Source organism: Streptomyces sp. NPDC024698 (genome assembly GCF_055559015.1).
Genome location: NZ_JBVHLK010000011.1, coordinates 121,812 through 146,486 on the forward strand (window position 1 = coordinate 121,812; position 24,675 = coordinate 146,486).

Below are 24,675 nucleotides of genomic sequence, written 5' to 3' on the forward strand. Positions count from 1 at the left end.
ACCCGATTGGATGGCGGGATGCGCTCGGATGCCGTCATGGTCGCGTCCGGGTGACCTCAAGGATCCGGGGTTCCAGGGACGGTGCGCGACCGGCCTCCGTGACGGTCCGTCATCGGCCTTCAGAGCAGCGTCAGCTGGGTCGGACCGGGTGCGGCGGGCGCCGGTGCGGTCGCGGGCTCGGGGACCGTGATCCGGCGCGGCATCTCCGCGCGCGCGGGGCCGATCCCGTACTCCTGGGCCAGCTCGTGGACCTGACGGGTGATCCGGCGCTGATACCACTTCGGGGCGTACGCGCCCTCCGCGTACAGCCGTTCGTAGCGCCGTACGAGATGGGGGTGGTGGTGTTCCAGCCAGGCCATGAACCATTCGCGGGCGCCGGGCCGCAGATGCAGGACCAGTGGGGTCACCGACGTGGCCCCCGACGCCGCGACGGCCCGGACGGTGGCGCGCAGCTGGGCGGGGTGGTCGCCCAGGAAGGGAATCACCGGGGCCATCAGGACGCCGCAGCCTATGCCGTGGTCCGTCAGCGCCCGGACGACGTCCAGGCGGCGCTCCGGTGCCGGTGTGCCCGGCTCCACCGTGCGCCACAGCTCGGTGTCGGTGAAGCCGACGGACACCGATATCCCGACGTCGGTGACCTCGGACGCCTGCTTCAGCAGATCGAGGTCGCGCAGGACGAGCGTGCCCTTCGTCAGGATCGAGAAGGGGTTCGCGTGGTCGCGCAGGGCCGCGATGATGCCCGGCATGAGCCGGTAGCGGCCCTCGGCGCGCTGGTAGCAGTCGACGTTGGTGCCCATCGCGATGTGGTCGCCGTGCCAGCGGTACGAGGCGAGCTGGCGGCGCAGCAGTTCCGGCGCGTTGACCTTCACCACGATCTGCGAGTCGAATCCGAGTCCGGTGTCGAGGTCGAGATAGCTGTGCGTCTTGCGGGCGAAGCAGTACACGCAGGCGTGTGAGCAGCCTCGATAGGGGTTGACCGTCCACTCGAACGGCATGCGGGAGGCCCCCGGCACCCGGTTCACGATCGAGCGGGCCCGGATCTCGTGGAAGGTGATCCCTTTGAACTCGGGGGTGTCGAACGTCCTTGTCGTGACCGCGTCCGCGCCGAACAGGGCGGCGTCCCGGGCGGAGCTGTCGGCAACGTCCGCTGTCAGGTTCTCCCAGCGCATGGCGCCTCCTAGGTAGCACTGGAGAGAGAATAGAACACATGTTCCCTTGATCGTGCGAACTGTTTCCCGTGTCGCCCCGCCGGTGCCGCCCGCGCCTACGGGCACCCCGATTTGGGCGGCCGGGCCGCCGGGTGGTTGGCTGGCCGCACACCCCGAGGAACCAAGTGCTGGAGGAAGTGCCATGGCGCAGGTCGAGGCCACGACGGAGCGGGTCATCGCGGCGGACGCGGAAACGGTGTTCGACGCCCTCGCCGACTACGACGGCAGGCGGCCCGAACTGCTGCCCGAGCACTTCAGCGAGTACGAGGTGCGCGAGGGCGGCGACGGTGAGGGCACCCTCGTCCACTGGAAGCTCCAGGCCACCAGCAAGCGTGTCCGCGACTGCCTGCTCGAGGTGAGCGAGCCCACCGACGGCGAGCTCGTCGAGAAGGACCGCAACTCCTCCATGGTCACCACCTGGCGTGTCACCCCGGCCGGTGAGGGGAAGTCCCGCGTCGTGGTCACCAGCGTCTGGAACGGCGCCGGCGGCATCGGCGGCTTCTTCGAGCGGACCTTCGCGCCCAAGGGCCTCGGCCGCATCTACGACAGCCTGCTCGCCAACCTCGCGGCGCAGACCGAGAAGTGACCCCCGCTCCCCGGAGCGCGTGAGCGCCCGGGGACCCAGGTGCGGCCGTCGGATCGTCACTTGACGGCGGCGGCCGTCAAGAGGCCCCGCCCGAGGGCGTGTTGTGCCCTCACCGTTTCGGGTGGATCTCCGCCCGGTGTCGCACTATGCCGTAACTCGTCACGCTTGCCAGGAGTTGTCGCGATGGGCGGCAATTGTGCGGCAGGTGCGGCGAGGAGAGCGGACACGTGGGCGGGATCACTCTGGTGCAGGACGAACCGGCCCTCGCACCCGTGCGGGACCCCGCTCCCACGGCCCTCGAACCCCTCCGGCCGACTCCGCGGCAGGTGCGCCTGATCTTCTGCGGGCTGATCCCGGCCCTGCTCCTCGCCGCCCTCGAGCAGATGATCGTGGCCACCGCCCTCCCGAAGATCGTCGGAGAACTGCACGGCCTCGACCGGATGTCCTGGGCGATCACGGCCTATCTGCTCACCTCCACCGTCGCCCTCCCCGTCTACGGCAAGCTCGGCGACCTCTACGGCCGCAAGGGCGTCTTCCAGTTCGCCATCGCCGTCTTCGTCGTCGGCTCCGCGCTCGCCGGACGGGCCCGGACCATGGACCAGCTGATCGCCTTCCGCGCGGTCCAGGGACTCGGAGCCGGCGGCCTCATGATCGGCGTGCAGGCGATCATCGGGGACATCGTGCCGCCGCGCCGACGCGGCCGGTTCATGGGACTCATCGGCGCGGCCTTCGGCCTGGCCTCGGTCGCGGGACCCCTGCTGGGCGGCTACTTCACCGACCATCTGTCCTGGCGCTGGTGCTTCTACGTCAACGTGCCCTTCGGACTGCTCACCCTGGCCGTCGTCACCGTCGTGCTCAGGCTGCCCAGGCCCGCCGTCCGCGGACGGGTCGACGTCCTCGGCGTACTGCTTCTCGCCACCGCGTCGACCTGCCTTGTCCTGCTGACCAGTTGGGGCGGCACCGAGTACGCCTGGAGCTCGCGCGTCGTGCTCGCCCTGGCGGCCGGAACGCTCGCCGCCACGGCGCTCTTCCTCGTCGTCGAGCGCTTCGCGGTCGAACCCCTCATCCCGCTGCGGCTGTTCAGGGACCCCGTCTTCAACGTCACCGCACTCGTCGGCCTGGTCGTGGGAGCCGCGCTCTTCGGAGCCGCCGGATACCTCCCGACCTTCCTCCAGATGGCCGACGGCGCCGGAGCCACGGAGTCCGGGCTGCTGATGCTGCCCATGATGGGCGGCATCGTCGTCGCCTCCGTCGTCTCGGGCCAGGTGATCAGCCGTACCGGCCGCCACAAGGTCTTCCCGGTCCTCGGCTGCGCCCTCGCGGCCGTCGGCATGTGGCTGCTCTCCCGCCTCGACGCCGGCACACCCCGGCTGCACTACAGCGTCTGGATGGCGGTCCTCGGCGTCGGCATCGGCATGGTCATGCCGGTCCTGGTGGTCGCCGTGCAGAACTCCGTCAGGCCGGCCGACCTCGGCATCGCGACCAGCGCCAACACGTACTTCCGCCAGATCGGAGGCAGCGTCGGCGCCGCCGTCTTCGGCACGCTCTTCGCCCACCGGCTGGCCGACGCGCTCGCCGGCCGCCTCCACGGGCGCGCGGGCGGGGCGGCCCCGGACCCCGAGTCCATCACCCCACGGCTCGTCCACGCGATGCCCGCCGCCCTGCGCGACCGGTACATCGGCGCCTACGTCGACGCCATGCCGCGGATCTTCCTCTACCTCGTGCCGGTCCTCGTCCTCGGCCTGCTCATCGCCTGCTTCCTCAAGGAGAAACCCCTGGTGTCCCACGACGCATCCACCTCCGACCCGGAAGCCGCGCGCACGAACGACCGGGTCCCGCAGGCCCGTTCGGGACACTCGGCCGGCATTCCCGTCTGCGGCACGGTGCAGCACCCCGACGGCACCGCCGTGCCCTGCGCCGCGCTCACCCTCATCGACATCGGGGGACAGCAGATCGGACGGGGCGCCAGCGCGGTGGACGGCCGGTACGCGCTGTCCACGCCCGGATCCGGCTCGTACGTGCTGATCGCCGCGGCCGGGGGCCACCAGCCGCAGGCCGTCTCGGTGACGGTCGGCGAACGGCCCGTGGAACTCGACGTCGTGCTGGGCGGCGCGGGGCTGCTCACCGGCAGCGTGCTGACCGCCGACGGCACCCCCGTGCGCGAGGCCACCGTCACCCTGACCAACGCGCACGGCGAGGTGGTGGCCACCACCCGCAGCGGACGCGAGGGCGGTTACGTCATCACGGACCTGGTGGCGGGCGAGTACACCCTCGCCGCGGGCGCCCCCGCGTTCCGCCCGGCCGCGCTCCCGGTGACCGTCCAGGCGGCCCGCGAGACCCGCCAGGACGTCGAACTCGCCGGCGGCGCCGTGCTGCGCGGCACGGTCAGGGCGAGCGGCGGGCGGCCTGTGGAGGACGCCCGCGTGACGCTCCTGGACGCCGCCGGGAACGTGGTCGACACCCTCACCACCGGCCCGGACGGGACCTTCCGGTTCATCGACCTGTCGTCCGGCGAGTACACCGTCATCGCGGCGGGCTATCCGCCCGTCGCCACCGTGCTCCAGGTCGCCGGCGGCGACCGCACGGAACGCGACCTGCACGTGGGGCACGAGGACTGAGACGACACGGCGCCCGCGTGCCTGAGGCTGCGCGCGGGGTCAGTGCGCCGGAACCTGTGCGCGGAGTCTGTGCGCCGGAACCCGTGCGCGGGAGTCTGTGCGCCGGAGGCGCCCCCGTCGCGTTCAATTCCCGTGTTGCCGCACATCGTGACCGGCCACCGCCGTACGGTGGTGGGGGCGGCACAGATCTTGCGGAGCCGTGGGGAGAGAGGGCCTGGGCCATGGACCGTGGCACCGAACCGGGCACGGCCGCCGGAGCCGGGGACGGCGCGGCGGGGCACACCGCCCACGGCCGCATCCCGCTGGCCGTGGTGGTCGTGGACCGCGACGGGCTCGTCTCGCACTGGAGCAGCGGCGCACGGCGGCTGTTCGGCGTCGCCAAGGAAGAGGCACTGGGCCGACAGGCGGTGGACCTGCTGCCCGTCTCCGGTGCCTTTCCCGAGGCCGCGGACGCCGTCCCCTTCGGCAGCCGCGCCACGTACGACGGACTCGGGCCCGGCCTGGAGTCCTCGCTTGACGGACGGCTCTCCTATCCCGCCGCCGGACGCGCCCGGCTCGGCGCGGCCGGTCCCCGCCGGATCGACGTCCTGTGGTGGGCCTACCCGCTCGTCGGCCCCGGCCCGGAGCGCCTGCTCGTGCTCGCCGCCGACGCGGCCGCGATGCGGCACGAGGACGACGACGTCTCCTTCGAACGCATCGCGCCGGGCTTCGCGCTGCACACCGACTTCCCCGGCGCCGAGGAACTGGCCCGCGGGCTCCCCGACATCCTGCCCAGCATGAGTGTCGGCGAGAGCGCCCGCATCGTCGCCCAGGTGCTGGAACTGGGCTACCCCGTGCTGGAGTTCAGCCAGAACGACCGGGTGCCCGTCACCCCCGACTGGGGCGTGCCCCGGCGCGCGGAACGCACGGCGCGCCGCGAACGGGCGCTCCGCACGGCCGTGTCCGGCGCTCCCGGGCCGCATGACCTCCCGGACGACGAGCGCGAGGCCATCGAGTACGTGGCGGTGCGGGAGCGCCTGGAGTTCCTGAACGAGGTCAGCGGGCGCATCGGGACCTCCCTCGACCTGTCGCGGACCATCCAGGAGGTCAGCCGGGCCGTCGTGCCCCGCTTCACGGACGTGGCCGGCACCTATCTACGCGAACAGGTCGTCGCCGGTGAGGGCTTCCCCGAAGGCGTCCCCGACACGACCACGATGTGGCACCGGGTCGCCCTGGAGCACACGGACGAGCCGGGCCGCTGGGACGACGTCGTGCCGGTCGGCGAGGCCATGCCCTTCCCCGCGCACACACCGTTCTTCCAGTGCATGACCACCGGCGAGCCCGTCCTCGTGCCGCGCATCAGCGAGCCGATGGGGCACATGATCGCCGCGCAGTTCGAGAAGCGCGACATCAGGCCGCTCATCACCCACCGCTCCATGCTGGTCGTGCCCCTCAAGGCCCGTCAGGTCGTGCTCGGGTTCATGATCCTGCTCCGCCATCCCGAGCGCGTCGAGTTCAACGACATGGACCGGGCCACCGGCGCCGAACTGGCCGCCCGCGCGGGCCTGGTGCTCGACAACGCGCGCATGTACACCTATCAGGAGAGCGTCGCCGAGACGCTCCAGGACAGCATGCTGCCGACCATCGAACCCCGCATGGCCGGCTGCGACATCGCCACCCGCTATCTACCGGGAACGCTCCTCGGGCGCGTCGGCGGCGACTGGTTCGACGCGGTGAAACTCCCCGGCTCGCGCACCGCCCTGGTCGTCGGGGACGTCATGGGCCACGGCCTCAACTCGGCAGCGATGATGGGCCAGTTGCGCACCGCCGTCCAGACCATGGCGGCACTGGACCTGCCGCCCGCCCAACTGCTGCGCAACCTGGACGACCTCGCCCAGCGCCTGGGCGACGGCTACCTCGCGACCTGTCTGTACGCCGTGTACGACCCGATCGCCGGACTGCTGCACCTGGCCAACGCGGGCCACATCCCGCCGGTCCTGGTCCGCGCGGCGGACGGCCGAAGCGAGCTGCTCGACCTGCCGACCGGAGCTCCCATCGGGGTCGGCGGAGTGCCCTTCGAGGCGATCCGGGTCCGGGTGGAGCCGGGCGACCGGCTGGTGATGTGCACCGACGGACTGGTCGAGGTGCGCGGCGAGGACATCGGTGTCGGCCTCGCCACCCTGTGCGAGTCCGCGGCCCACCCGGCCGCCTCCATGGACCAGGCCTGCGACACCATCATCCGCGCGCTCAACACACGCGGCGGACGCAAGGACGACGTCGCCCTGCTGATGGCCCGCCTGAACGGGATCGAGCCGGAGGCCGTCGCCGAATGGAGCCTGAGGCTCGATCCGGCCGAGGCCGGCCGGGCGCGGGCCGTGGTCCGTGAGCAGCTGCACGCGTGGGGTCTGACGGGCCTCGCGGACAACGCGGAGCTGATGGTCGGCGAGCTCGTCACCAACGTCGTACGCCATGCGCACACCCGCGGGATCGGGCTGCGGCTCGTGCGCGGCGACACCCTGCTGTGCGAGGTGGACGACGACGACCACACCCTCCCGATCCTGCTCAGCGCGGGTCCCGGCGACGAGTTCGGACGCGGACTGCGGATCGTCAGCGTGCTGTCCCGCGCATGGGGTGCCAGCCGCACCGGCGCGGGCAAGACCGCGTGGTTCGAACTGACGCTCCCGCGCGGCTGATCCGTTCGTCCCGCGCCGGCGCGGCGGAGCGAGCCCGGCGCACGAAGGGGTACGGGGTTCGAATGAGCCGTGAAGGTATGCGCCGGCCGCTTGTCGCCGCACTCCGGGCGCGGTAGACCGATCAGGCCCGCCGGGTCCCGGCGGGCGCGGTCGCGACCCCGGGGAGCGGGCATGAGCGTGAGCAGTCGGTACAGAGGAGCCTGGGAGGGCTTCTGGAGCGAGGCCCCCGACGGACCGGGCGGGGTCCTCTGGGACGCCGAACCCGCCCTCACGGCCGCGGTCCACCTCGCCCACTTCGAGCCGCACCTGACGGCGCCCGATCTGCCCCTGGTGGACGTCGGCTGCGGCAACGGCACCCAGACCCGGTTCCTGGCCGACCGGTTTCCGCGAGTCATCGGTACCGACCTCGTGGCCGCCGCGCTCGATCACGCCCGCGCCGCCGACCCGGCCGGGCAGGCCGGGTACCGGCTGCTCGACGCGGCGGACAAGACCGAGACCGAGGCGCTGCACGCGGAGCTGGGCGACGCCAACGTCTATATGCGGGGCGTGCTCCACCAGTCCGAGCCGGACGACCGGCAGCCGCTGGCGGACGGACTGGCCACCCTGGTGGGCGACCGGGGCCGGGTCTTCCTCGTTGAGCTCGCCGAAGCCGCCGGTTCCGTCCTGCGCGCGATGGCCCAGAGCCCGGACGGCCCTCCGGCCAAGCTGGCCCCGGTGTTCCGGCACGGCATCGCCCCGGGCGAGGTCGAGGACGCGGCGGTCCCCGAGCATCTGCGCCAGGCGGGCCTGACGATTCTCGCGAGCGGCGAACTCCCGCTCTTCACGACCGAGCACACGCCCGACGGCACCCTCATCGAACTTCCCTCGCGGTGGCTGGTGGCCGGCCGCCCCGGGTGACTCAGCCGGTCCGGCCCGGCAGGAGTTGTCCACAGGCTCTGCCGGGTCCGGGCCGAAGCGCGTACGGTTTCGGCATGAAGATCCTCATCAGCGCCGACATGGAAGGCGCCACGGGTGTGACCTGGCCGGCCGACGTGTTGCCGGGGACTCCCCAGTGGGAGCGGTGCCGCGCGCTGTTCACCTCGGACGTGAACGCGGCGGTGCTCGGCTTCTTCGACGGCGGCGCCGAAGAGGTGCTGATCAACGAAGCCCACTGGACCATGCGGAACCTCCTCCTCGAACGGCTCGACGAGAGAGCCGAGATGCTCACCGGGCGGCACAAGGCGCTGTCCATGGTCGAGGGCGTGCAGCACGGGGACGTGGACGGCGTCGCGTTCGTCGGCTATCACGCGGGAGCGGGCATGGAGGGCGTCCTCGCCCACACCTATCTCGCGAACTCCGTCACCGGCGTGTGGGTCAATGACGTACGGGCCAGCGAAGGCCTGCTCAACGCCCATGTCGTCGCCGAGTACGGCGTGCCGGTCGTGCTGGTCACCGGTGACGACGTGGCCTGCGAGGACGCGCTGGGATATGCGCCCGAGGCGCTGAAGGTCGCCGTGAAGGACCATGTCTCGCGGTACGCGGCCGTGTGTCGCACCCCGGCCAGGACCGCCGCGGACATCCGGGCCGCGGCCAAGGAGGCCGCGGCGCTGGCGGTGCGGCACGAGCCGGTGGCCGGCGGGCCGTTCACCATCGCCCTGGAGTTCGACGCCGAGCACCTGGCCATGGCCGCCACCGTCGTGCCGGGGGTCGCACGGACCGGCGAGCGGAAGATCGCGTACACCAGCGACACGATGTACGAGGGGATTCGGACCTTCAAGGCGGTCACCACGATCGCCTCGGCCGCCGTGGAGGAGCAGTATGGCTGACGAACGGGCACTCGACGAGGTCGTCCGGTTCACCTCCGACCTCATCCGGATCGACACGACCAACCGGGGCGGCGGGGACTGCCAGGAGCGCCCGGCCGCCGAGTACGCTGCCGCGCGGCTGGCCGAAGCGGGCCTGGAGCCCACCCTCCTGGAGCGCACCAGAGGCCGTACGAACGTCGTGGCCCGGCTGGAGGGCACCGATCCGACCGCCGACGCACTGCTCGTCCACGGTCACCTGGACGTGGTGCCCGCCCAGGCCGCGGACTGGAGCGTCCCCCCGTTCTCCGGGGAGATCCGCGACGGGGTCGTCTGGGGACGCGGCGCGGTCGACATGAAGAACATGGACGCGATGATCCTCTCCGTCGTCCGCTCCTGGGCGCGTGAAGGGGTACGGCCCCGGCGCGACCTCGTCATCGCCTTCACCGCCGACGAGGAGGCGAGCGCCGAGGACGGCTCGGGCTTCCTGGCGGACGAGCATCCCGGACTCTTCGAGGGCTGCACCGAGGGCATCAGCGAGTCGGGGGCGTTCACCTTCCACGACGGCAGCGGACGGCAGCTGTATCCGATCGCGGCGGGGGAGCGCGGCACCGGCTGGCTCAAGCTCACCGCGCGGGGACGGGCGGGTCACGGCTCCAAGGTGAACCGGAGCAACGCGGTGACCCGGCTGGCCGCCGCGGTCACCCGCATCGGCGCCCACGAGTGGCCGCTGCGCATCACCCCGACCGTGCGGGCCGCCCTGACCGAACTCGCGGCCCTGTACGGCGTGGACGGCGGCCTGGACGACGTGGACGCCCTGCTCGGCAAGCTGGGCCCGGCCGCCTCCCTCGTCGAGGCGACCGTCCGCAACAGCGCCAACCCGACGATGCTCAGCGCCGGTTACAAGATCAACGTGATTCCCGGAGAGGCCGTCGCGTACGTGGACGGCCGGTATCTGCCGGGCGGCGAGGACGAGTTCCGTACGACCATGGACCGGCTCACCGGTCCGGACGTGAAGTGGGAGTTCCACCACCACGAGGTCGCGCTCCAGGCGCCCCTGGACTCGCCGACGTACACGCGGATGCGCGCGGCCGTCGAGGAGTTCGCGCCCGAGGGCCATGTCGTCCCCTACTGCATGTCGGGCGGCACGGACGCCAAGCAGTTCTCCCGCCTCGGCATCACCGGCTACGGCTTCTCGCCGCTCAGGCTCCCGGAGGGCTTCGACTACCAGGCGATGTTCCACGGAGTCGACGAGCGCGTCCCGGTCGAGGCGCTCCACTTCGGCGTCCGGGTCCTCGACCGCTTCCTGCGCACGGCCTAGGGGGACGAGATGCAGACCACGCCGTACGGCTCATGGCCCTCGCCGATCGGCGCACGGCTCGCCGCCGCGCACGACGGCCATCCCGAGTTCGTCGGATTCGTCGGCGACGAGGCCTGGTGGACCGAACCCCGGCCGGCCGAGGGCGGGCGGCGCACGCTGATCCGGCGGACGGCCGACGGCACCGAGGAATCGGTGCTCCCGGCCCCCTGGAACGTGCGCAGCCGCGTCATGGAGTACGGAGGCAGCCCCTGGGCGGGAGTCATGCGCCCCGAAGGCCCGCTGATCGTCTTCGTCGACTTCGCCGACCAGCGCCTCCACCGCTGCGAACCCGGAGGCGAACCGCGCCCGCTGACCCCGCTCTCGGCGGTGGGCGGCGGGCTGCGCTGGGTCGATCCGCAACTGCGGCCCGAGCGCGGCGAGGTCTGGTGCGTCATGGAGGAGTTCACCGGGGACGGATCCACCGATGTGCGCCGGGCCCTCGTCGCGGTCCCGCTGGACGGATCGGCGGCACAGGACCGGGACGCCGTGCGCGAACTGTCCGACGGCAGGCACCGGTTCGTCACCGGGCCCCGGCTCTCGCACGACGGCCGGCAGGCGGTCTGGCTCGCCTGGGACCATCCGCGCATGCCCTGGGACGGCACCGAGGTGATCCTCGCGGACGTCACCGCGCACGGCACGCTGTCCGCCCCGAGGACCGTCGCGGGAGGCCCGGAGGAGTCCGTCGCGCAGGCCGACTGGGCGGCCGACGGCACGCTGCTCCTCGTCAGCGACCGCAGCGGCTGGTGGAACCTGCACCGGCTCGGCGCGGACGGCGAGGCGGTCGCCGTCTGCCCGCGCGAGGAGGAGTTCGGCGGCCCCCTCTGGAAAGTGGGGCTCCGGTGGTTCGCGCCGCTGGACAGCGGCCTGATCGCCGTCGTGCACGGACGGGGTGCCTCCGTGCTCGGGATACTGGACCCCGAGACCGGGGAAGTCGTCGACACGGCGGGCCCCTGGACCGAGTTCGGGGCGACGCTCGCCGTGCACGGCAGCAGGGTCGTCGGCGTCGGAGCCAGCCCCCGCAGCGCCGCCGAGGTCGTCGAACTCGACGCCCGCACCGGGCGGGCCCGGGTGATCGGCGCCGCGCACGACGACCCGGTGGACCCCGCGTACTACCCGGAACCCCAGATCCGCACCTTCGAGGGCCCCGCCGGACGCGAGGTCCACGCGCACATCTACCCGCCGCACCACCCCGGCCATGTGGGCCGCGCGGACGAACTCCCGCCGTACGTCGTCTGGGTCCACGGCGGCCCCACCAGCAGGTCGGCGCTCGTCCTCGACCTGGAGATCGCCTACTTCACCTCCCGGGGCATCGGTGTGGCCCAGGTCAACTACGGCGGATCGACCGGCCACGGACGGGAGTACCGCGCGTTGCTGCGGGAGCAGTGGGGTGTCGTCGACGTCGAGGACTGCGCGGCCGTCGCGCTCGCGCTCGCCGACGAGGGCACGGCCGATCGGCGGCGGCTCGCGATCCGGGGCGGCAGCGCGGGAGGCTGGACCACGGCGGCCTCGCTGGCCACCACCGATGTCTACGCCTGCGGCACGATCAGCTATCCCGTCATCGACCTCACCGAATGGGCCTCGGGCGAGACCCACGACTTCGAGTCGCGGTATCTGGAATCGCTCATCGGGCCGATCGCCGAGGTGCCGGCCCGGTACACGGAGCGGTCGCCGTCCACGCACGCCGACCGGATCACCGCGCCCTTCCTCCTCCTCCAGGGACTCGACGACGCCGTCTGCCCGCCGGCGCAGTGCGAGCGCTTCCTGGCCCGCGTCGAGGAGCAGGGCCGTCGTGTCCCGCACGCCTATCTCGCCTTCGAAGGGGAGGGGCACGGCTTCCGGCGCGCCGAGACGATGGAACGCGCCCTGGAGGCCGAACTCTCCCTGTACGCCCAGGTCCTCGGTCTGGAACCGCCGGGCATTCCCACCCTGGAGCTGTCCGAGTGAAGCGCCGCGCGGCCGGGCACGCGAACCGGGCACCTCACCCCGGAAGACGGGCACCTGAACACCGGCACCCGAACCACCAGCACGTGAACCACCAGCACGTGAACCACCAGCATCTGGAGCACCACGAGTGACCCGAACGACCGCATCGATCACCGAACTGACCCGGCCCGCGCGGCTCGTCGCAGGGGCCAGGGTGGCGGTCGTCGCGCCCAGCGGACCCGTCCCCGAGGAGCGGCTCGAAGCCGGTCTCGACATCCTGCGCGGCTGGGACCTCGACCCCGTCGTGGCCCCCCATGTCCTCGACCGGCACGAGGAGTTCGCCTACCTCGCGGGAACGGACGCCGACCGGGCCGCGGACTTCCAGGCGGCCTGGTGCGACCCGGACGTGGCCGCGGTGCTGTGCGCCCGCGGCGGGTACGGCGCCCAGCGCATGATCGACCTGCTCGACTGGGACGCCGTCCGGGCCGCGGGCCCCAAGGTCTTCGTCGGCTTCAGCGACATCACCGCGCTGCACGAGGCGTTCGCCACGCGGGTGGGGCTCGCGACCCTGCACGGGCCGATGGTGTCGGCCGTCGGCTTCCTGAAGAACACCCAGGCGCAGGAGCATCTGCGGGCGACCCTCTTCGAACCCGAATCGGTGCGGACCATCGCCTCCGGCGGGGCCACCGCGCTCGTGCCGGGGAAGGCCCGTGGGGTCACGCTCGGAGGCTGCGTCAGCCTGCTGGCCGCCGAACTCGGCACACCCCACGCCCGCGCCGGTGCCCGTGGCGGACTGCTCATGATCGAGGACGTCGGCGAGGAGGCGTACCGGCTGGACCGGATCCTGACGCAACTGCTGCGCGGCGGCTGGCTCGACGGAGTGGCCGGGATCGCGCTCGGCTCCTGGGCGGACTGCGGACCGTACGACAAGCTCCGCGCGGTGTTCGCCGACCGGCTCGGCGCGCTCGGCGTCCCCGTCGTCGAGCACCTCGGGTTCGGGCACGCGGAGGGGTCGCTGACGGTCCCGTTCGGTGTCAGGGCCGAGCTCGACGCGGACGCCGGCACACTCACCCTGGACGAGCCCGCGCTGCTCTGACCGCGAGCGCACCGGCGCCGGGCCCGTGCTCGCGTAGGGTGATCGAATGCCTGAGAACGTCGGCCTTCTCGCGAAGGGCCCCCGTGTGGCCCTTCGCCCCTTCACCCTCGACGACGGCGCGGAGTTCACCGCGCGGGCCAGGGAGAGCCGGAGCCTGCACCACCCCTGGCTCTTCCCGCCCGCCGACCAGGGCGCCTACGCGGTCTACGCCGGGCGGCTCATCGAGGACCCGACGAAGGCCGGGTTCCTCGTCTGCGAGCGGGACGGCGGAGGCATCGCCGGCTTCATCAACATCAACAACATCGTCCACGGCGGCTTCCTGTGCGGTGCCCTCGGCTACGGCGCCTTCGCGCACGCGGCGGGACGCGGACTGATGACCGAGGCCCTCGGCCTCGTCGTGCGGTACGCCTTCGGGGAACTGGGCCTGCACCGGCTGGAGATCAACGCGCAGCCCGCCAACGCGGGGTCGGTCGCGCTCGCCCGTGCCTGCGGCTTCCGGCTCGAAGGCTTCTCGCCGGCCTTCATCCACATCGACGGCGCCTGGCGGGACCACGAGCGGTGGGCGATCACGACGGAGATGATCAAGCCCCGCTGACGGGGGCCCGCCGGCTCCCGGAGACGTCCCGGCGCCTTTGCGCAATCCTGACCCGATTCAGGTGAGCGGACACCCTGGTCAGCAGGCCGATGAGCATGTTCCATGGTCATCGTGACGACGATCCGACGTGACGTACTGGCCCTCCCCGCCGCGGAACTGGGCCCGAGCAACCCGCTGCCGCCCCTGCGGACCCTCGACGAGATGCACCGTATCGACGACCGCGACCGCGTCGGCCTGCCGGGCGACATGGCCCGGCAGATCGGATACGAGCCGCTGCGCAGCGTGCTGCCCGAGCGCATACGGGACGGGTACGAACGAGAACGGCCGCCGCGTGAACTCGACACGATAGTGATCGAGAACGACCGGCTGTGCGCCACCGTGCTGCCCGGATACGGCGGCCGTGTCGTCTCGCTCTTCCACAAACCCACCGAGACGGAACTGCTCTACACCAACCCGGTGCTCCAGCCGGCCTGCTTCGCGCTCAACGGCGCCTGGTTCTCCGGCGGCATCGAGTGGAACATCGGGGCCACCGGACACACCACCCTGTCCTGCTCACCCGTCCACGCCGCCCGCGTCCCCGCCCCGGACGGCGGCGAGATGCTGCGCCTGTGGGAGTGGGAACGGCTGCGCGACCTCCCCTTCCAGGTCGATCTGTGGCTGCCGGACGGCTCCGACTTCCTGTACGTCGGTGTCCGCGTCCGCAACCCGCACGAGAAGGCCGCCCCGCTGTACTGGTGGTCCAACATCGCGGTCCCCGAGGAGCGCAGGGTGCTCGCCCCGGCCGAGGAGGCCTGGCACTTCGGCTACGAGCGACGCCTGCGCCGGGTGCCCGTGCCCGCGTACGACGGGACGGACCGGACGTACCCGCTCAACAGCACGTTCCCCGCCGACTACTTCTACGAGGTGCCCGACGGACGGCGCCGCTGGATCGCCGCGGTCGACGACGCGGGCGAGGGCCTGGTCCAGACGTCCACCGACGTCCTGCGCGGCCGCAAGCTCTTCGTGTGGGGCGCGGGGCCCGGCGGGCGGCGCTGGCAGGAATGGCTCACCGAACCGGGGACCGGCGGGTACTGCGAGATCCAGGCCGGACTCGCCCGCACCCAGCTCGAACACGTATGCCTCGAAGCCGAGAGCGACGTGTCCTGGCTGGAGGCGTACGGGCCGCTGACCGTGAGCGCGCGGAGCGCGCACGGGGCGGACTGGGAGGCCGCGCGGACGGAGGCCGAGGGCCGGCTGGAGAGCGCCCTGTCCCGGGACGCGGTCGACGCGGCGTACGAGGCCTGGCTGCCGCACGCCGACACCGCGCCCGGCGAGGTCCTCGCCGTCGGATCCGGCTGGGGAGCGCTCGAAGTGCTGCGCGCCGCCCATAAGTTGCCCGGTACGCCCTTCGAGGAGAGCACGCTCGGGGACGATCAGGAGCCGTGGCGGGAACTGCTGCGCTCCGGCGCGTTCCCGGAGCCCCGGCGGGTCGGGCCGCCCGGCGAGACACTGGTGGCCGCGCACTGGCGCGACATGCTGGAGACGGCACCCGCCGCACCGATCGCCGAGTACCACCTCGGAGTCGCCCAGTGGCATGCGGGGGATGTGGCCCAGGCCGTGCGCAGTTGGGAGCGGGCGCTCGAACTCGCTCCCTCGCTCTGGCCGTTGCTGCGCTGCCTCGCCGTCGCCGACCAGGAGGCCGGCAACGACGAGCGTGCCGCCGACCGTTACGCCGAGGCCTTCGACGACCTGTGCCGGGAGCGGCGCGACGACGGGCAGCGGTGGACCGCGGTGACGGCCGCGCTCGGCCGCGAGGCCGTCGAGGCGCTGCTGAAGGCCCGCCGTCCGGAGCAGGCGCGTGCCGTGTGGGAGCGGCTGCACCCCGCGACCCGCGAGCGGGGACGGTTCCGTCTCGTCGAGGCCGAACTGCTGCTCGCCGAGGGCAGGCGCGAGGACGCGCGGGCGGTCTTCGACGCGGGCTTCGAGGTCGCCGACCTGCGCGAGGGGGCCGAGACCATCGACCGGTTGTGGTCCCGGCTGAGTGACGAGCCGCTGCCTGCGCGCTACGACTTCCGCATGCGGCCACCGTCCACGCCCTGAACCGGGGCTGTCCGTTCCCGGGCTGACGCGTGAAACGCCGGGTGCGCCGGTGTTTGGGACCCCGGCTCAGGGGGACGCGGAAAGCCCGTACGGCGGGCGGGAACCGGCCCCTCCGCGTCGACGGGAGGGGCCGGAGCACCGAGCTGTCCGAAAACCGCCGGACAAAGGGAAGGACCATGATGAACAGTCGCCATCTCATCGATCTGGCCCAGCAACTGCGCGTCGACAGTGTCCGGGCGGCCGACGCTGCGGGCTCGGGCCATCCGACCTCGTCCATGTCCGCCGCCGACCTCATGGCGGTCCTGCTGGCCAACCACACGCGCTACGACTTCGAACGCCCCCGGCATCCCGGCAACGACCGTTTCGTCCTCTCCAAGGGACACGCGTCACCCCTCCTGTACGCCGCGTACAAGGCGGCCGGCGCCCTGAACGAGGCCGAGCTGCTCACTTTCCGCAAGGCGGGCAGCCGACTCGAAGGCCACCCCACCCCCCGGCGGCTCCCGTGGGTGGAGACCGCCACCGGATCGCTCGGCCAGGGACTGCCCGTCGGGGTCGGCATCGCGCTCGCCGGAAAGCGGCTCGATCACACCGGCTACCGCGTCCGGGTCCTGTGCGGCGACAGCGAACTCGCCGAGGGCTCCGTGTGGGAGGCCGCCGAGCACGCGGGCTACGAGCACCTGGACAACCTGACCGCGATCGTCGACGTCAACCGCCTGGGCCAGCGCGGCCCGACCCGGCACGGACACGACCTCGACGCGTACGCCCGCAGGTTCGCGGCGTTCGGCTGGCACACCGTGGAGGTCGACGGACACGACGTGGACGCCATCGACCGCGCCTTCCTGGAGGCGGACTCCACCGAGGGACGGCCCACCGTGATCCTCGCCCGCACCCTCAAGGGCAAGGGCGTGGCCTCGGTCCAGGACCGCGAGGGCCTGCACGGCAAGCCGCTGCCCGACGCCGAAGCGGCGATCGCCGAACTCGGCGGTGTGCACGACCGCCGGGTGGAGGTCCAGCAGCCGCCCGCCGCCAGGACACTGCACGCCGTACGCTCCGGACACCTCGACCTGCCGCGGTACGAGACCGGTGACCAGGTCGCCACCCGCGACGCCTTCGGAAAGGCGCTCGCCGCGCTCGGCGACGCCCGCGACGACGTCGTCGCCCTGGACGGCGAGGTCGGCGACTCGACCCGCGCCGAGCTCTTCGCCAAGCACCATCCCGAGCGCTACTTCGAGTGCTACATCGCCGAGCAGCAGCTCGTCGCCACCGCCGTCGGCATGGCCGTACGCGGCTGGGTCCCGTACGCCACGACGTTCGCGGCCTTCCTCACCCGGGCCCACGACTTCATCCGCATGGCCTCCGTCAGCGGTGCGGGCATCAACCTCGTCGGGTCCCACGCGGGTGTCTCCATCGGACAGGACGGGCCCTCGCAGATGGGTCTCGAGGACCTGGCGATGTTCCGGTCCGTGTACGGCTCGACCGTGCTCTACCCGTGCGACGCCAACCAGACGGCGAAGCTCGTCGCCGCGACGGCGGGCCTGGAGGGCGTCCGCTACCTGCGCACCTCCCGCGGTGACACCCCCGTCATCTACAGCGCCACCGAGGAGTTCCCGGTGGGCGGCAGCAAGGTGCTGCGCGCCTCCGCCGACGACCGGCTCACGCTCGTCGCCGCGGGCGTCACCGTCCACGAGGCGCTGGCCGCCGCGGAGGCGCTCGACCGCGAGGGCATCCAGGCACGGGTGATCGACCTCTACTCGGTCAAGCCCGTGGACCGCGCGACCCTGCGCGAGGCCGCCGAGGAGACCGGCTGCCTGGTCACGGTGGAGGACCACCGGGAGGAGGGCGGAATCGGGGACGCGGTGCTCGACGCCTTCACCGACGGCCGGCCCGTGCCCCGCCTGGTGCGTCTGGCCGTCCGGACGATGCCCGGCTCCGCGAGCCCGGAGGAGCAACTGCGGGCGGCGGGCATCGACGCCGAGTCGATCGCGGCGGCGGGCCGTCTGCTGGTCGAGACGGCCATGGTGCGCTGACCGGAGCACCGAGGGCACCATGGTCAGTACGCCATGGGGGGTGCATGTGGAAGCGCGGGAGGAGATCCATGAGCGTTCTGCGCTACGTCTACGCGATCTGCCGCCCCTTCTCGGCGGCACTGTCGGCCGAGCTCACCGGGGTCGGGGGCGTTCCGCCCAAACTGCTGCGCCACGGCGACCTGGTCGCCGTGGTCGGCGCGGTCCCGGAGCGGGAGTTCGCCGCGGAACCGCTGCGCCGCCGGCTGGAGGACGTCCCCTGGCTGGAGGCGACGGCCCGCGCCCACCAGGGAGTCGTCGACGCGCTCACCGCCGTCACCAGCCCGCTGCCGCTCCGGCTCGCCACGGTGCTCCGGGACGACAGCGGCGTACGCGTGATGATGGACGAACGCAGGGAGGATTTCCTGCGGACCCTCGACCGGCTCGACGGACGAGTGGAATGGGACGTGAGCGTGTATGCGGCGTCCACGGAGGACACCGCGAGATCAGGCGTTTCCGGGAACTTCGCGGACGTATTCACGCGCAGGCTGCACGACACGCTTTCCGAGTGTGCCGAGGAGAACCGGCTGCTGACGTCGCGCGGCCGGGAGACCTCTCCCGAGACTTCTCCCGGGGGTTCTGGAGAAGAGGGTGAGAAAATTTTCGACGCGGCCTATCTGGTGCCACGCGCGGACTCGGGGGAATTCGTGGCACGGGTGAACGGAAAGGTGGGGGAGGAGTCCGGAATGCGGGTGGAGCTCACCGGACCGTGGGCCGCCTACTCCTTCACGAGGTCGACGGGCCTCACCGGGTTCACCGGTCTCACGAGCGGCACGGACCGCAGGGGCTGAGCGCGCGGAGCGCGGCCGGGGGGTCCAAGAATTCCTTGGACCCCCCGGCCGCGCAAAGCCGTCTCTTCCCCGGGTCTTCCCGGAGTCTCCCTGAAGAGGGAGGGCTACCACCTGTACCAGCGGCCGCGGCTCCCGGAAGCGTTCGTGCCGCGCACCAGGAATCCGAGCAGCCACAGGACGATGACCACCAACGCTATCCACCACAGAATCTTCAACGCGAATCCGGCGCCGAAGAGAATCAGCGCGAGCAACAGAACCAGCAGAATGGGAACCATAGTTTGTGACCTCCTGCGTTCCTGGTTGCCCGATATCGCGGGATCACGCTTCCTTTCGGCAGAGAATTTCTCCGTGCAGGACGGAGAACCAGCCGTCCTCCTCCCGCCCCCACCGCCGCCAGGCGTCCGACACCGCCCGCAGCCGCTCCGGGGTCGCGTGACCTCCCTCCGTGGCCCGCTCCGCGTACGCCGAGGCCAGCGTGCGGTCGGCCCACAGGCCGCTCCACCACTTCCGCTCGTCCTCGGTGGCGAAGGTCCAGGTGCTCGACGTGCACGTGAGGTCCCGGATCCCGGCAGCCCGTGCCCATGACTTCAGCCGGCGGCCGGCGTCGGGCTCGCCCCCGTTGGCGCGGGCGACGCGCAGATACAGGTCCAGCCAGTCGTCCATGCCCGGCGTGGCCGGATACCAGGTCATGGACGAGTAGTCCGCGTCCCGGACGGCGATGAGCCCGCCGGGCTTGGTGACCCGGCGCATCTCGCGCAGCGCCTGCACCGGATCGCCCACGTGCTGGAGCACCTGGTGGGCGTGCACGACGCAGAACGTGTCGTCCGGGTAGTCCAGCGCGTGGACGTCGGCGACCGCGAACTCGACGTTGTCCAGACCGCGTTCGGCGGCCGTCCAGCGGGCCTGGTCCAGGATGCCGGGTGCGTGGTCGACGCCGGTGACCCGGCCGTCCGGCACCCGTGCGGCCAGGTCCGCGGTGATGGTGCCCGGTCCGCAGCCGATGTCGAGGATCCGCATGTGCGGCTTCAGCGAGTCGAGCAGGTAGGCCGCCGAGTTGGCGGCCGTGCGCCAGGTGTGCGAGCGGAGCACCGACTCGTGGTGGCCGTGGGTGTAGACGGCGGTCTCCTGCGACTTCGACTGCGACATGACCGGTCCCCTTCTCGTCGTACGGGATTCGCCGGACGGGCACGCACTCCCTGAGGCGATGTCATCACCGTACGCGGTCATGTCGAATTGTGAGACCCGCGTCTTGCCATATGGACGCGGCGGTCGTGGAGATGTGCGCCTACCGCTCCGGGCGGTGCGCGGGGAGCGGGCGGTAGACGGTCAGCGCCTCAGGGCTCTTGCGCAGGGTCACCTCGCCTCTCACCTCGGTGACCTCTCCGTCGTAGGCCAGCAGCGTTCCTGGCGCCACGCCCTCGACGCGCAGACGGCCCAGCCGTACGGCCGCGTGGGCGGGGGAGCGGGTGAGGGGCCCCGCGAAGGCGGCGGCCAGCAGCCGCAGGGCGGGATGGCTGCCGCCGTGCACGACCCGCACGTCGAGACGGCCGTCCGCGAGGTCGAAGCGGCGGGCCGGAGCCAGGCCCATGCGGTGGTAGGTGCCGTTGCCCGCGAACAGAAGCCACAACGGGTGGCTGCGGCCCCCGAGTTCGGCCCGCAGCGGATGACGGTCGGCGCGCAGCACCCGCAGGGCGCCCAGCACTCCAGCCGGCCAACTGCCGATCGTCTTGGACCAGTTCTCCCGCTCGCGCACCAGCTCCGGATAGATGCCCAGGCTGCACGTGTTGAGGAAGATGCCGCTCTTGCCGCCGGACGCGAACCGGCCCACGTCCACCTGGACCGCCTCGCCTTCCCGCAGCGCGCGGACGAGATCGCGTTCGCCCTCCACCCCGAGGTCGTGGGCGAAGTGGTTGAGCGTGCCGCCGGGGAGGACGGCGAGCGGAAGCCCGTGGCGCAGGGCCACCTCGGCCGCGGTGTTCACCGTGCCGTCGCCGCCGCACACGCCCAGCACCCGTGCGCGGGCCGCCGCCTTCTCCAACTCCTCCCGCACGGCGTGGGGTTCGCACTCCACGATCTCCGCCCGCGGCAAGGCGCCGGCCAGCGCGCCGACCCGTTCCGCCGTGCCCGAGGCCGTGTTGGCCACCATGACCAGACCCTCGCCCTCGCTCTCGGCCAGCGCGGGTGCGTCGGTGCGCGGCCTCCCGGGCGGGGTCAGCTGGTCCCTGGTGGGCACCAGCGCGCGCACGGCGTACGCGGCGCCGACACCCAGGGCCGCGCCGACCACGACATCGCTCGGGAAGTGGACGCCGGTGTAGACGCGCGACAGCGCGACGGCCCCGGCGAGCGGTGCGACGGCCGCGCCCCAGCCGCGGGACTCCAGGGCCACCCCGGCGGCGAAGGCGGCGGCCGAGGCCGCGTGCCCCGACGGGAACGACGTGGTGATCGGCTGCCGCTTCAGCTGCCGGACCGCGGGGACCGGGCCCAGGCCGGGGCGGCTGCGGCGCACCGAGCGCTTGCCGAGGGTGTTGATCGTGGCGGAGGCCAGGGCCAGCGAGGCGACACCCCGCGCGGCCGCCCGGCGGGCCCTCGGGGTGCGGCTCGCCGCCACGGCCGCGGCCGTGGCGAACCACAGGACACCGTGGTTCGCGCTCCGGCTCAGCCGTGGCAGCACCGGGTCGCCGCCCGGCCAGTGCCGGGCCGCGACCGCCTCGAAGAGCCGGCAGTCGAGGGCGAGCAGGCGGTCCCGAAGGGCGTGGCGGCCCGGTACGAGGGCGGTCAGGTCGACATCCGGGGTCGTGGTCATGCGGGTCCGTCTACCCCGGATCAGACACTTCCCGCCCCCGCACCCGGGCCCGGCGCCGCCCGCCGCTCCTGCCCGGCCTCCGCTCCCGGGCTCACCGTCGCCCGCCGGTTGCCCCGCCCCGGGTCTCGGTCGCCTGCCCGTCCGGTGCCGTCTCCGGCTCACCGTCGCCCGTCCGTCCCATGCGGCCTCCGGCCACACCCCGCCTGCCCGCCCCGCCCCTCGGTCGCATACCCGTTTGCCCAGATCCCCCGCTCCCCGGAGAATGCCTGCCCATGGGACATCTCGAAGCCGCACATCTTGAGTACTACCTTCCCGACGGGAGGGCGCTGCTCGGCGATGTGTCGTTTCGGGTGGGGGAAGGGGCCGTCGTCGCCCTGGTCGGGCCGAACGGCGCCGGCAAGACGACCCTGCTGCGGCTGCTCTCGGGGGAGATCAAGCCGCACGGCGGGACCGTGAACGTGAGCGGCGGGCTCGGCGTGATGCGCCAGTTCGTGGGCTCCGTACGCGACGAGACGACCGTGCGCGAGCTGCTCGTCTCCGTGGCCCCGCCCCGTATCCGCGAGGCGGCGAAGGCCGTGGACGCGGCCGAGCACGCGATGATGACCGTGGACGACGAGGCGTCACAGCTCCACTACGCGCAGGCGCTGTCCGACTGGGCCGAGGTCCGCGGATACGAGGCCGAGACCCTCTGGGACATGTGCACGACGGCCGCCCTCGGCGTCCCCTACGAGAAGGCCCAGTGGCGCCTGGTCCGGACCCTGTCCGGAGGTGAGCAGAAGCGCCTGGTACTGGAGGCGCTGCTGCGCGGCACCGACGAGGTGCTGCTCCTGGACGAGCCGGACAACTACCTCGACGTGCCCGGCAAGCGCTGGCTGGAGGAGCGGCTCAAGGAGACCCGCAAGACCGTCCTGTTCGTCTCCCACGACCGCGAACTCCTCGCCCGCGGCGCCCAGAAGATCATCAGTGTCGAGCCGGGACCGGCCGGCGCGGACGCCTGGGTGCACGGCGCCGGATTCGCGACCTATCACGAGGCCAGGCGGGAGCGGTTCGCGCGCTTCGAGGAACTGCGCAGGCGCTGGGACGAGAAGCACGCGCAGCTCAAGAAGCTGGTGCTGAACCTCCGTCAGGCGGCCGCCGTCAGCCATGAGATGGCCTCGCGGTACGCGGCGGCGCAGACCCGGCTGCGCAAGTTCGAGGAGGTCGGACCGCCGCCGGAGCCGCCGCGCGAGCAGGACATCAAGATGCGGCTGCACGGCGGCCGCACCGGCGTGCGGGCCGTGACCTGCAAGGGACTTGAGCTCACCGGGCTGATGAAGCCCTTCGACCTGGAGATCTTCTACGGCGAGCGCGTCGCCGTCCTCGGCTCCAACGGCTCGGGCAAGTCCCACTTCCTGCGGCTGCTCGCGGGCGGGGACGTCGCGCACACCGGCGAGTGGAAGCTCGGCGCCCGTGTCGTCGCGGGCCACTTCGCGCAGACGCACGCCCACCCCGAACTGGAGGGCCGTGCGCTCCTGGACATCCTGTGGACCGAGCACGCGCAGGACCGCGGTGCGGCGATGTCGAGGCTGCGCCGCTACGAGCTGACCGCCCAGGCCGAGCAGCGCTTCGAGAAGCTGTCGGGCGGCCAGCAGGCACGTTTCCAGATCCTGCTCCTGGAGCTGGAGGGCTCGACGGCCCTGCTCCTGGACGAGCCGACCGACAACCTCGACCTGGAGTCCGCGGAGGCGCTCCAGGAAGGCCTGGAGGCCTACGAGGGGACGGTCCTGTCGGTCACCCACGACCGTTGGTTCGCCCGCTCCTTCGACCGCTACCTCGTCTTCGGCTCCGACGGCCGGGTACGGGAGACGCGGGAGCCGGTGTGGGACGAACGCCGCGTCGAGCGGGAGCGGTAGCCGGGCGTCGGCGGTGTCCGGACCGGAGCGGTGGCCGGGCGTCGGCGCGGGTCCTCCCCGGTGAGGGCGGCGGCCAGGTTCCGGAGAGGCCCGGCACCCCGGATGTTCGTAGAGTGGAGGGAGTGGGTCTCGATCCATGGCTCCCTCCCGGGCGCCCCTCGGGGCAGCGACTGCCCGGGGCGGGTGCACGGACCGCACCGACGGCCACGACGAGCGGGGTAGCACCATGACCGGAGTCGACCCGGGCCGACTGGACGACCAGCAGCTCATGAAAGAGCTGGAGGCCATCCACCGCACCCGCCACGACACGCTGTTGCACGGCTCGAACGACGCGCTGCACACCCACAACGTGCGCATGGCCCAGCTGGAGGGCGAGTATCTGCGCCGCCACCCGCGCCGGCCCGTGACGTCGGGCCGCACCCGCGACGGCGCCCGGGAGCGCGGAGCCGCGGGGGTGCCGCCGGCATGAACGAGCCGCAATCGATCCTGGCCCGGCAGGCCGAGGCACTGGAGCTCTTCGGCCGACGGGTCCACGCGATCCACGACGACCAGTGGGAGGCTCCCACGCCGTGCGCCGCCTGGAGCGTGCGCGATCTCGTGGGGCACCTCGTCTCCGAGCAGGCCTGGGTGCCCGCGCTGGTCCGGGACGGCGCGTCCGTCGACGCGGTCGGCGACAGCCTGGACGGTGATCTGCTCGGCCCCGACCCCGTCGCCGCCTGGGAGGCCGCGGCCGAGGCCTCCCGAACGGTGTTCGCCGAACCCGGCGCGCTCGACCGCACGGTCCATCTCTCGTTCGGAGACATGCCGGCCGGCGACTACTGCGCGCAGCTGGTCACCGATCTGACGGTCCACAGCTGGGATCTGTCCCGGGCCATCGGGGCCGACGAACGACTCCCCGGCGACCTCCTGTCGTTCGCGGTCCGCGAGGTCACCCCGCACGCGGCGGAACTGGAGCGGACCGGGCTGTTCGCGCCCGCGGAGGAGCCACCGCCCGGCGCCGACGTCCAGACGAAACTGCTCTGTCTGGTCGGACGCAGGCCCTGACCCGGACCCCGGCGTGACGTGACGTTCCGGCGGCTAGGAGAATCGGAGGGTGTTTGCCCCGCATGGCGGGGGGCAGACGCAGTTGCAGTGCTTCGGACAGGAGGCACGTCCGTGGGAGCGGCCATCCGCGCCCTGGATGTACTCGTCCGGAACACGAGTGCGTT

The 24,675-nt window shown here is 72.5% G+C and carries 19 protein-coding genes; 15 read left to right on the forward strand and 4 right to left on the reverse strand.

The window, feature by feature from the left end; genetic code table 11:
- Nucleotides 1-119: 119 nt before the first annotated feature.
- The gene (locus ACZ4AA_RS24205; RefSeq protein ID WP_467606342.1) at nt 120-1,169 is read right to left on the reverse strand and encodes an Rv2578c family radical SAM protein; all 1,050 of its coding nucleotides are present in this window, start codon (nt 1,167-1,169) and stop codon (nt 120-122) included.
- A gap of 181 nt (nt 1,170-1,350) precedes the next feature.
- Here ACZ4AA_RS24205 and ACZ4AA_RS24210 point away from each other — a divergent pair, with 181 nt between their 5' ends.
- The 12 genes from ACZ4AA_RS24210 to ACZ4AA_RS24265 all read left to right on the forward strand — a co-directional run bounded on the left by ACZ4AA_RS24210 (nt 1,351) and on the right by ACZ4AA_RS24265 (nt 18,772).
- Nucleotides 1,351-1,794 (forward strand): SRPBCC family protein, encoded by a 444-nt coding sequence (locus ACZ4AA_RS24210; protein WP_467606344.1) that lies wholly within the window; start codon nt 1,351-1,353, stop codon nt 1,792-1,794.
- 227 nt (nt 1,795-2,021) lie between these two features.
- Nucleotides 2,022-4,412, forward strand: coding sequence for an MFS transporter (locus ACZ4AA_RS24215; protein WP_467606348.1), 2,391 nt, complete (start codon nt 2,022-2,024; stop codon nt 4,410-4,412).
- 221 nt (nt 4,413-4,633) lie between these two features.
- Nucleotides 4,634-7,084 (forward strand): ATP-binding SpoIIE family protein phosphatase, encoded by a 2,451-nt coding sequence (locus ACZ4AA_RS24220; RefSeq protein WP_467606352.1) that lies wholly within the window; start codon nt 4,634-4,636, stop codon nt 7,082-7,084.
- Between the two features lie 171 nt (nt 7,085-7,255).
- Nucleotides 7,256-7,981, forward strand: a complete 726-nt coding sequence (locus ACZ4AA_RS24225; protein WP_467606355.1) for a methyltransferase domain-containing protein — start codon at nt 7,256-7,258, stop codon at nt 7,979-7,981.
- Between the two features lie 74 nt (nt 7,982-8,055).
- Entirely contained in the window at nt 8,056-8,889 is an 834-nt protein-coding gene (locus tag ACZ4AA_RS24230) for a M55 family metallopeptidase (protein WP_467606360.1), read from the forward strand.
- On the forward strand, nt 8,882-10,186 hold the full coding sequence (locus ACZ4AA_RS24235; protein WP_467606364.1) for a M20/M25/M40 family metallo-hydrolase: 1,305 nt from the start codon (nt 8,882-8,884) through the stop codon (nt 10,184-10,186). Before ACZ4AA_RS24230 ends, ACZ4AA_RS24235 begins: the two co-directional genes overlap by 8 nt.
- A 9-nt stretch (nt 10,187-10,195) precedes the next feature.
- Nucleotides 10,196-12,169 (forward strand): S9 family peptidase, encoded by a 1,974-nt coding sequence (locus ACZ4AA_RS24240; protein WP_467606370.1) that lies wholly within the window; start codon nt 10,196-10,198, stop codon nt 12,167-12,169.
- A gap of 148 nt (nt 12,170-12,317) precedes the next feature.
- Nucleotides 12,318-13,244 (forward strand): S66 peptidase family protein, encoded by a 927-nt coding sequence (locus ACZ4AA_RS24245; RefSeq protein ID WP_467606639.1) that lies wholly within the window; start codon nt 12,318-12,320, stop codon nt 13,242-13,244.
- A 46-nt stretch (nt 13,245-13,290) separates the two neighbouring features.
- A complete protein-coding gene (locus ACZ4AA_RS24250) occupies nt 13,291-13,839 on the forward strand; it encodes a GNAT family N-acetyltransferase (protein ID WP_467606375.1) in 549 nt (182 codons plus the stop codon).
- A gap of 102 nt (nt 13,840-13,941) precedes the next feature.
- Nucleotides 13,942-15,918, forward strand: a complete 1,977-nt coding sequence (locus ACZ4AA_RS24255) for a DUF5107 domain-containing protein (protein WP_467606378.1) — start codon at nt 13,942-13,944, stop codon at nt 15,916-15,918.
- Between the two features lie 179 nt (nt 15,919-16,097).
- Nucleotides 16,098-17,945: a transketolase gene (locus tag ACZ4AA_RS24260; RefSeq protein WP_467606642.1), complete on the forward strand. Its 1,848-nt coding sequence runs from the start codon at nt 16,098-16,100 to the stop codon at nt 17,943-17,945.
- A 68-nt stretch (nt 17,946-18,013) separates the two neighbouring features.
- Entirely contained in the window at nt 18,014-18,772 is a 759-nt protein-coding gene (locus ACZ4AA_RS24265; protein WP_467606382.1) for a GvpL/GvpF family gas vesicle protein, read from the forward strand.
- Nucleotides 18,773-18,876: 104 nt separating this feature from the next.
- Here ACZ4AA_RS24265 and ACZ4AA_RS24270 read toward each other — a convergent pair whose 3' ends face one another.
- From ACZ4AA_RS24270 to ACZ4AA_RS24280, 3 genes are all read right to left on the reverse strand, one after another.
- Nucleotides 18,877-19,047: a hydrophobic protein gene (locus ACZ4AA_RS24270; RefSeq protein ID WP_355978636.1), complete on the reverse strand. Its 171-nt coding sequence runs from the start codon at nt 19,045-19,047 to the stop codon at nt 18,877-18,879.
- Between the two features lie 43 nt (nt 19,048-19,090).
- Nucleotides 19,091-19,918, reverse strand: a complete 828-nt coding sequence (locus ACZ4AA_RS24275; RefSeq protein ID WP_467606387.1) for a methyltransferase domain-containing protein — start codon at nt 19,916-19,918, stop codon at nt 19,091-19,093.
- A gap of 139 nt (nt 19,919-20,057) precedes the next feature.
- Nucleotides 20,058-21,575, reverse strand: a complete 1,518-nt coding sequence (locus tag ACZ4AA_RS24280; protein ID WP_467606390.1) for a phosphatase PAP2 family protein — start codon at nt 21,573-21,575, stop codon at nt 20,058-20,060.
- Nucleotides 21,576-21,847: 272 nt separating this feature from the next.
- On the opposite strand from ACZ4AA_RS24280, the gene ACZ4AA_RS24285 reads away from it, so the two are divergent.
- The 3 genes from ACZ4AA_RS24285 to ACZ4AA_RS24295 all read left to right on the forward strand — a co-directional run bounded on the left by ACZ4AA_RS24285 (nt 21,848) and on the right by ACZ4AA_RS24295 (nt 24,511).
- Nucleotides 21,848-23,467 carry an ABC-F family ATP-binding cassette domain-containing protein gene (locus tag ACZ4AA_RS24285; RefSeq protein ID WP_467606393.1) on the forward strand — a complete coding sequence of 540 codons (1,620 nt, stop codon included), beginning with the start codon at nt 21,848-21,850 and terminating at the stop codon, nt 23,465-23,467.
- Nucleotides 23,468-23,693: 226 nt separating this feature from the next.
- A complete protein-coding gene (locus ACZ4AA_RS24290) occupies nt 23,694-23,936 on the forward strand; it encodes a DUF6158 family protein (protein ID WP_467606397.1) in 243 nt (80 codons plus the stop codon).
- Nucleotides 23,933-24,511, forward strand: a complete 579-nt coding sequence (locus tag ACZ4AA_RS24295) for a TIGR03086 family metal-binding protein (RefSeq protein ID WP_467606402.1) — start codon at nt 23,933-23,935, stop codon at nt 24,509-24,511. The genes ACZ4AA_RS24290 and ACZ4AA_RS24295 overlap by 4 nt, the downstream gene beginning before the upstream one ends.
- The last annotated feature ends 164 nt before the right edge of the window (nt 24,512-24,675 follow it).